We start from the raw sequence: 8,982 nt of genomic DNA, 5'->3' as shown, positions 1-8,982 counted from the left end.
GGCTCATCATCTACATGAAGCACGCGTTCATGTATCTGCATGGGTATACTTACCTGATTATTCATTAAACGGGGATTCCATTCCTATTCCATTCATTCAGAAGTCAGAGATATCAGAAAACTCAGAACGAGCCCCGTCGTATAATTTAGGGTAACGCTTAGTACCAAGTTGCTTTGCAAATATTAATACCTAATGAGCATGCGGAATTATCAATTTCTTCAAATAATACCGGTCGCAGAGTCAGACCGTCTAATCAAAGGTAATAAAAGGAATTATCTGAACTGAGAGCAACATACCATTAATGCGAAATTTCAAAGTATTTTTCATTATATTGATACTAATCCTGACACTTGTCTCTGCTTCAGGTGCTGCCACCCAGCAGAATCAGTCAAATATGACATCGAACACATCAGTCCCTGCCACTCTGCATACCACAAATACTACCATATCCCCCCCTGCTACCAATGTAACCAATAAAACTGAGATAATTACTGATGGAAGAACTAATTCTCATATAACTGCTGCAGATCAACAATTTCTCTTTCTTATGAACCAATACTGGATTCCGGATTTGTACGATATCAAGGGACGTATGGATGGGGCAGCAACTTTTGGAACTGATCTACCCCAGATGCTGAATTTAAGTGCAGATTATGCACGAATCAGGCTCAATAAAAATATCAACGAGACGAACAGTTACTCATTATCACCAACGGTCAGTACTCTTCGTTCAGAATACCAGAACGGAGCAACCAGATGTATCAGGATTATTGATCAGGTCATGGCTCTCAACCGGAGCAAGGATGGATTCGGACAGGATGTTCCTGCAAAAACCGCTGCCCTCTCACTCTACGGAACATGGCTTGAGTACCAGACTATGCGATATTACAATTTGCCCAATAGTTCCTACCCTGAAATAGCATCTGTTCCCTCAGACCAGTTCATGCAGGTTATGGGAGTAATTTCCTCATAATGGATCTTTTCCAACCTTCTGAATGTATCAGAAGAGAGAGACATCAGATCGCGGTAATTGGCGCTGCTGAAGCAAGTCCGGAAGAAGAACAGTTCGCTTATCAGGTTGGTGAACTTCTCGCTGCTGAAGCGTGTATCCTTCTGACAGGAGGCCAGGGCGGAGTTATGGAGGCGTCAAGCAAAGGTGCTCATGATGGAGGAGGTACGGTTGTTGGAATTGTTCCCGGTTGTGAGGGGAACCCGTACCTTGATGTCATCATCAAGACCCGGATAGGTCATTCCAGAAATGTAATCCTTGTTGAATCCGCGACTGGTGTCATAGCGGTTGGTGGCAGTTATGGCACTCTCTCTGAAATCGGGATTGCACTCAAAACCGGAAAACCGGTATTCGGGATCAGAACATGGGATATACCCGGAGTAATACCCTGCTCTGATTCAACAGAAGCGGTTCAGTTGCTTATCAGGTATTGTAATTCTATCTGAACCATTACTCTGATACCGGGTTTCACCTGGAGGATAATTACTGCCCGATTATCCGGGTATTCACTCCCTCTCCCTATTCCCATACTTTTTTTATTGGCTGTCCATATATTCTAAAACCTATCGGAGCATATTTAGCCTATCAGATGACAATTATTGCGATCTACCGTGGGGATCAAAGAGTGGCTTATACCTCAGGACAAGGTGTTTTTTGACCTCTTCGAGCGTTTGGCCCGTATAGTCGTCATATCCGCCGAAGAACTCGAGTCAATGGTTAATAACCAGAATGATCGGGTGATGGCCTATAAAAAGATCAAAGATCTTGAGCATCAGGGTGACCAGATAACGCACGAGATATATGAGAACCTGAACCGGACTTTCATTACTCCGCTCGATCCTCTGGAAATTTCCCGTCTTGCATCAGCGCTAGATGATATTCTGGATTATGTTGATGATTCAGCAGAAAAGATGATCAATTACGGCGTCCTTGAATTTGACAGTTTTATGCAGGATTTTGCCCAGATCATAAGACTTTCAGTCGTCCAACTTGAATGCGGAGTCAAATCAATTAGAACAAAAAAAAGTTCTGCAACGCTGGATTCCTGTGGAATTGAGGTAAACAGGTTGGAAAACCTTGCTGATGACCTCCTGTCCCGATCCATCAAACAGTTATTTCTGAACACAGATTCGGTGACGATCATCAAACTCAAAGATATCTACGAGTGCCTGGAGACAGCGACAGATAAATGCGAGGATGTGACAAACGTCCTTTCCGACATCAGCATCCGTCATTCCTAATGTAGTTATGGAGCCAATCCTCATCATCGGCATCGTCGTGGCTCTCCTTTTTAATTTTTTAAACGGGCTGCATGATGCTGCGAACTCAATCTCAACAATAGTAGCTACCAGAGTACTAACTCCTCTCCAGGCAGTATCTCTTGCAGCTTTTTTTAACCTTATCGGCCCATTATTTTTTACCACCGCTATTGCAAAAACTATCGGAAAAGGGATTATTGTTCCAGGATGGATGACTATCGATGTGATGATCATCGGCATCCTGGTGGCATCATTCTGGATCTATTTTACCGCGTATGTCGGTATCCCAATCTCTTCGACTCACGCAATGATTGGTGGATTAATCGGTGCTGCAGTTGCATTCGGCGGGCCATCAGTAGTAATTTTACCGACTCTGGATCTGATCCGTGGTCTTATCTGGTACGGAGTGGGGGGGATCATCGCTGGTGCATGTATCCTAACTCTGATTGCGTACCTCAAAAAGGAAGATAATCTTTTGCAATATACCGGCATTGGGGCATATTTTGGATTCGTTTTCGCCATTCCCATCAGTATTGCACTTCATGCCCTGACCCTGTCAGGAATTGTCAGTATTATCCTGTTCATTATGATCTCACCATCGCTTGGTCTGGCACTAGCCTTCATTTTTGGCTGCCTGATCATCAGGATCTGTAGAAACAAGGATCATAAAAAGATGAATCACCTTTTTAACCGGCTGCAGATCATCTCATCTGCATTCTACAGTATCGGGCATGGCAGTAATGATGCACAGCATGCAATGGGTGTCATCACTGCTATGCTGGTAACTGCAGGAGTACTCAGTGATTTTTCTGTACCCCTCTGGGTAATCCTGCTCTCAAGTGCAGCAATATCGGTGGGAACGCTTACCGGGGGATGGCGGATCGTTCAGACAATGGCAAAACGAATAACTCATCTCCGCCCATATCAGGGATTCTGTGCTGAAGCCGGCGGTGGACTTGTTCTTCTCCTGGTCACCCTCTTCGGAGTGCCGGTCTCAAGCACCCATGCCATCAGCGGGTGTATTATGGGGGTTGGAGCTACCCAGGGGAGTTCTGCAGTAAACTGGGGGATGGTCAGGCAGATCGTAACAGCATGGGTTATCACCATTCCGCTTACTGCCGTATTCTCCTGGATCGTCTTTTGTGTATTCCTCAAAATATGGGGATAAATACAGGGATATCTTTCTTTTTTAATCCAGGTTTCATCACTGTCTGATACCCTTATATGGCTACAGGCATAACTGGTCATTTGACAGCGGGTACCTGCTCCATCCGGTCCTGACCTGCAAAAGATTGATCATCCTGATCTTTTTCTGCAATGAGAGGGCTTATCCCAGGGGATACATGATCCAGAGAGTTCTGCATAACGGACAGTAACCTCTTTTCGCGGGTACACCTGCCAGAGAGTTGTTCAGCATGAAAGAATTATTCGAGAAGATGATCCGGGAAGCAATGGCAGCACAACGTGCTGACGTCAGCACCATACAGAAGAAACGCGGCACCAAATTTGTAATGACCGATGCGAAACCCTATCTTGATGCGGTAGCCGGGATGAAAGCTGGTAAAGATCAGAGCAAAGCCGTGATAGATCTCCATAAGGAATCAGTAAAATCGCATTACACCATCCTCTCCAAACTCACGAAAACGGTCAGGCCTGAGGACGATCCATTTGTCGAACATTACCAGACCCCGGTAATCCTCGAGATTCTCTGTGACAAAGATCCGGCATTTAAGAAAAGTCTTGCCGAGTTTGTCAAACAGGTTAAGAAGAGTGAAGCAATAATCGGAAAGGAGTCATCACGGAGATATGCAGGGTTTTACGGACCTACCTGTGTGGTTGATTTTGCTCTGATTCCAGGCAGTACCAGCAATGTAGTGAATCAGATCCTGCAGAACACTCATATCCCGGATGATCACAAAAAGGCTATCCTTGCAGCAAAATCATGGGGAATGAACACCAGTTACGGGGTTGGTGACATATTTGCCCATGCGGTTGAAGCAGGTGACACACTTGCGGCTGCAACCAAAAAAGAGATCGAGATGCTTGCCTCGATCTATACAAATCCGGTAAATGCACAGGCAGAACTTATGGATTCACTCGGTCAGAACTCATTTGACTGTAGAAAATACATGCAGGAGTACAGGGCAAAAATGGAGCCTTTTGTTCAGGCTGCAATAGATGACAAGGTCCATTATGCAAACATAGTCACCATCCCTGCATACTGTGTCGGTGATGTTGCGCATCATATCTCTCAGTCCACTTTCAACATGTGCAAGGATGATATGGTGATGGGTATCATCGAGGCAGTAACCGATGTGATTGAGAAGAGTATGATGGCATCCATCAGCAAGTTCAAGACGCCTGAACAACTGGTGTCAGTTGCAACCGGTGCAAGTGCTGCTGCAGTCGAGTACATTCTTGAGATGGATGGGTTCAACGCGTTGATGATCGTAGACCTGCTCACCAAGCGGTATCACAACTTTGTCCAACTCAAACCAATCCGGGGAGCAGCAGCAGAACTGCATAACTGCGATTTCATGGATATGATCTACCGGGGCTGGGGGATCATTGACCGGGCACGCAAGATCAGAAACGGATCAGGAAAAGATCTCAAACCAACCGTATCAGGTCTTCCCATCGATCTCTCTCCGATATTCAGCCATGAGATCATTAACAATCCCCAGTGGTATGCGTACCCTGCCTGTGCCATCACGGTCCGGTTGTCTGCTCTGATGAGGCTTGCGGATTATCCCTGCCTGCTCACTAGTGAGCCGATTACTGCAACCCTGATGACCAATGTTATCGCTCTGAAGAAGGAGATCCCTGCTGCACCGGCACGAATCTGCAAAAACTGTGCATCTGCCTCATGTGCAGACTTCAGGCATGAGTACTGTCAGTACCGCGAAGCAGTATAATGGTGATGACTGATGAAATGCTATATCTGTGAAAAGCAGGGGATGGACACTGATGCGGTTGGTATCTGTATCATCTGTGGTATGGGCCTTTGTATGGACCATCTAATCAGGGAAGAACAGCCGGTATGGGAAGGGGGATACCCGTTCCCATCCCAGAAGTTAGGCCGGACCCTGCCCAGAATACTCTGCGAAGATTGTGCAGCAGCAGTTAAGAAAGGGAGGTAACATGGTCTCCCTGTTGAAACGATCAGTTGCAGAGGGGATCGGAACTGCACTTCTGGTGTACATGGGAGCAGGTGCTGCTGCGATCACCCTGATGATCAGTCAGGGGACAAAACCCACTTCACCCTATAACATCGGGATAGGAGCACTCGGTGGCCTCGGTGACTGGCTGGCTATTGGTCTTGCATTTGCTTTTGTCATCACCGCAGTGATCTACGCAACCGGAAGGATCTCAGGAGCTCACATCAATCCGGCAGTCACTATCGCACTCTGGGCAACGAAACGATTCCCTACTACTGACTGCGGAGCATATATTCTCGCCCAGATCATCGGAGCATCCATCGGGAGTTTCCTGTTTGCTGCTTCAGCAGGGATGGATGCAGTCACTATCGGCGGCCTTGGAGCAACGGCTCCGTTTCCCGGTATCAGCATGGGTCAGGCGATGCTTGCCGAAGGCATCGGTACCTTCATTCTTATGCTGGTCATTATGGGCGTTGCCGTGGACCGCCAGGCACCGGCAGGTTTTGCAGGTCTTATCATCGGTCTGACTGTCGGAGGGGTCATCACTACCACCGGCAATATCGCCGGAGCATCACTTAATCCGGCACGAACCTTCGGCCCATACCTCGGAGATCTTCTCCTAGGAGGAAATAATCTCTTCATTAATTACCCGATCTACGTGATTGGCCCGGTACTGGGTGCAGTGGCGGCAGCATTCCTCTATGACTGGATCACCTCCGAATAATTTTTAAAGTAAGGTTTGTCTGAAAATTTCAAACCTCTAAGTTTTTTTATTCTGATATCGCATCATTACTCACGGTAACTGGAATCAGATAGTATCTGATTTTCATTTATTTCTGGAGATGAATGGTGCAGCATCGTATGACAGGGGGAATACTATCACCATAAGCAAGGAAGTAATCCGTAATATGCTCAGAGATCGCAGATGGGCACTATCGGTAGAGGAGCGACAGGAGAAAAGCCGGATCATCTGTGACCATCTTCAGAAACTCATTGGATCTGATGAACAGGTACTGGTATACTGCGCAAAAGAACCTGAAGTTGAGACATCGACACTCATTTCATTTCTTATCACCGAAAATATCCAGGTAATAGTCCCAATCATCCAAAAAGAGGACACCAGTCTTCGTCTCTCGTATCTTGAGGAACCCTCCTGCCTGATAGCAAGCACGTTTCATGTTCCCGAACCGATCGGATTTGAGATCCCTGCAGATCCTGCTGATGTCACTACTGCGGTCATCCCCATGCTCGGATTTGACAGGTCCGGTGCCCGACTGGGATATGGAGCAGGATATTATGATCGGTTCCTTTCTACACATACCCATATCAGAACGATTGGACTTGCCTTCTCCTGTCAGGAAGTCCCGCTGCTTCCCACAGAATTTAATGATATCGACATGACTGCAGTGGTTACCGAAGATGGAGTGATGAGGGTTTCAGGGAGCAAATCATGAATCCAACGGGAGGTATTAGACTCGAGGTGATCAGGGCTGCAGAAGAGGATGCAGGAAAGGGAATTGCACGGCTTCATCAGGCAGTGATGCGTGCCCTTGGAATCGTAAATGGGGAATTTATCGAGATATTAGGAGCAAAAAAGGCAGTAGCAGCTGCATGGAGTACCCAGAACGCCGGGCACGGAAGAAATGAGATCGCCATAGACGGGGAGATCCGTAGTAATGCCGGGTGTGGGATCGATGATAAGGTGATGGTAAAACGGGTCTTTGCCCATGACCTTCATAAAGTCATTCTCCAGCCGGTAACCAGTATCACCCTGAACAATCCTGAGATTCTGCTTGCAAAAAAACTGAGGGGCAGGCCGGTTCTTGAAGGGCAGACCGTCAGGATTGATCTGATCGGAAATACGGTCAATTTCATTGTGTCCAGGATAGAACCAAAAGGGATCGGAGTAGTGACCTTTTCCACCGAGGTTATTCTGCATGATGTCCCGTACCAGACTGAAGAGGTCAGGCACGAAGAGTCCGTGATCCATTATGAAGATATCGGGGGTCTTTCCCGGGAGATCAGTCTGATCAGAGAGATCATCGAGATCCCACTCAGGTATCCGAAGGTATTTGAACGACTCGGTATCGACCCACCCAAGGGGGTGCTTCTCTACGGACCACCGGGAACCGGGAAAACCCTGCTCGCAAAAGCAGTTGCCAGTGAAGTGGATGCACATTTTGTGCCACTTTCAGGTCCTGAGGTGATGAGTAAGTACTATGGGGATTCTGAAAAGAAGATCCGCGAGATATTTGACTCAGCCCGGGAGAAGGCTCCATCAATCATCTTTATTGATGAGATAGACTCGATTGCACCCAAACGACAGGAAACTTCAGGCGAGGTTGAACGAAGGGTTACTGCCCAGCTCCTGACTATGATGGATGGGCTTGCTTCCCGTGGTCAGGTTGTTGTTATTGCTGCAACCAACATCCCGGATGCCATCGATCCGGCACTAAGGCGGGGAGGAAGGTTCGATAGGGAGATCGAGATCGGAATCCCTGACCGGGCTGGTCGTCTCGAGATATACCATGTCCATACCCGGACCATGCCTCTTGCCCCGGATGTAAACCTGGAATCCTATGCTGAACTGAGTTACGGGTTTGTCGGAGCAGATATTGCCCTGCATTGTAAGGAGGCTGCGATGCATGCACTTCGTGGCATCATGGTGCAGATGAAAGAAGGTCAGGAGGTTCCCCCAGAAGTAATTGACAACCTGGTAATATCAGACCGTGACTTCATTGAGGCAAGAAAATCGGTTGAACCTTCGGCAATGCGTGAGTTGTATATTGAAGTCCCGGAAGTCCCCTGGGATATGGTGGCAGGTCTTGATCAGGTCAAATACGAGATCGAAAAGGTGATCGAATGGCCGGTGAAACGCAGGGAAGCATTTGAAAAACTGAAGATCAAGCCGCCCAAGGGTATCCTTCTCTTTGGTCCGCCTGGAACAGGCAAGACGCTGCTTGCCAAGGCAATTGCAGCAAAGTCAAGGATGAATTTTATCGCGATCAAAGGTCCCGAGCTGCTCTCCAAATGGGTAGGGGACTCTGAAAAACAGGTCAGAGAAGCCTTCAGAAAAGCCCGGCAGTCAGCGCCTGCCATAATCTTCTTTGATGAGATCGATGCTCTCGTTCAGAAACGTGGCCAGCAGGGAGGATCACGGGTCGGAGAGAGTGTTCTTTCACAGATTCTGACCGAGATGGATGGCATTGAAGAACTCAAGGATGTGATCGTGGTAGCAGCAACCAACCGCCCGGATATGCTTGACCCTGCCATCCTTCGTCCTGGCAGAATTGAAAAACACATCTATGTCCCAGCACCAGACATCCCGGCCCGTGAAGCAATTCTCTCTCTGTATCTTGCAGAGATCAGGGATCTGCTGGATCCCTCGATAGAAGTTTCAGATCTCGCAGCCCGGATGCAGTACTATGTCGGGGCTGATATCCAGGCGTTTGTCAGGGAACTGAAACTTATCATGTTGGAAGAGATATTCGCTCTGGTGGCTGAATCTTCAGAACAACGACAGATCAGAATACAGGAAGATGATATTGCACGGGCT

The 8,982-nt window shown here is 47.5% G+C and carries 9 protein-coding genes; all 9 read left to right on the top strand.

Going from position 1 to position 8,982, the window contains the following annotated elements:
• The first annotated feature begins 394 nt into the window (after positions 1 to 394).
• The gene (locus LUQ50_RS00915) at positions 395 to 973 is read left to right on the top strand and encodes a hypothetical protein (protein WP_300034777.1); all 579 of its coding nucleotides are present in this window, start codon (positions 395 to 397) and stop codon (positions 971 to 973) included.
• The gene (locus LUQ50_RS00910) at positions 973 to 1,455 is read left to right on the top strand and encodes a TIGR00725 family protein (RefSeq protein WP_300034774.1); all 483 of its coding nucleotides are present in this window, start codon (positions 973 to 975) and stop codon (positions 1,453 to 1,455) included. Before LUQ50_RS00915 ends, LUQ50_RS00910 begins: the two co-directional genes overlap by 1 nt.
• Positions 1,456 to 1,608: 153 nt before the next feature.
• Positions 1,609 to 2,250 carry a DUF47 domain-containing protein gene (locus LUQ50_RS00905; RefSeq protein WP_367278926.1) on the top strand — a complete coding sequence of 214 codons (642 nt, stop codon included), beginning with the start codon at positions 1,609 to 1,611 and terminating at the stop codon, positions 2,248 to 2,250.
• Between the two features lie 7 nt (positions 2,251 to 2,257).
• Positions 2,258 to 3,436, top strand: coding sequence for an inorganic phosphate transporter (locus LUQ50_RS00900; protein WP_300034771.1), 1,179 nt, complete (start codon positions 2,258 to 2,260; stop codon positions 3,434 to 3,436).
• 247 nt (positions 3,437 to 3,683) lie between these two features.
• A complete protein-coding gene (locus tag LUQ50_RS00895) occupies positions 3,684 to 5,183 on the top strand; it encodes a DUF2193 domain-containing protein (protein ID WP_300034768.1) in 1,500 nt (499 codons plus the stop codon).
• A gap of 12 nt (positions 5,184 to 5,195) precedes the next feature.
• A complete protein-coding gene (locus LUQ50_RS00890) occupies positions 5,196 to 5,408 on the top strand; it encodes a DUF2180 family protein (protein ID WP_300034764.1) in 213 nt (70 codons plus the stop codon).
• Between the two features lies 1 nt (position 5,409).
• Positions 5,410 to 6,150 (top strand): MIP/aquaporin family protein, encoded by a 741-nt coding sequence (locus LUQ50_RS00885; RefSeq protein ID WP_300034761.1) that lies wholly within the window; start codon positions 5,410 to 5,412, stop codon positions 6,148 to 6,150.
• A 118-nt stretch (positions 6,151 to 6,268) separates the two neighbouring features.
• Entirely contained in the window at positions 6,269 to 6,880 is a 612-nt protein-coding gene (locus LUQ50_RS00880; protein WP_300034758.1) for a 5-formyltetrahydrofolate cyclo-ligase, read from the top strand.
• The coding region (locus LUQ50_RS00875) for a CDC48 family AAA ATPase (protein WP_300034755.1) at positions 6,877 to 8,982 on the top strand (2,106 nt) is incomplete at its 3' end. The genes LUQ50_RS00880 and LUQ50_RS00875, both read left to right, overlap by 4 nt.

The organism is Methanospirillum sp. (assembly GCF_028679455.1).
Taxonomy (GTDB): Archaea; Halobacteriota; Methanomicrobia; order Methanomicrobiales; family Methanospirillaceae; genus Methanospirillum.
The sequence above is the reverse complement of the archived record's forward strand: the minus strand, read 5'-3'. Positions and strand labels throughout refer to the sequence as shown.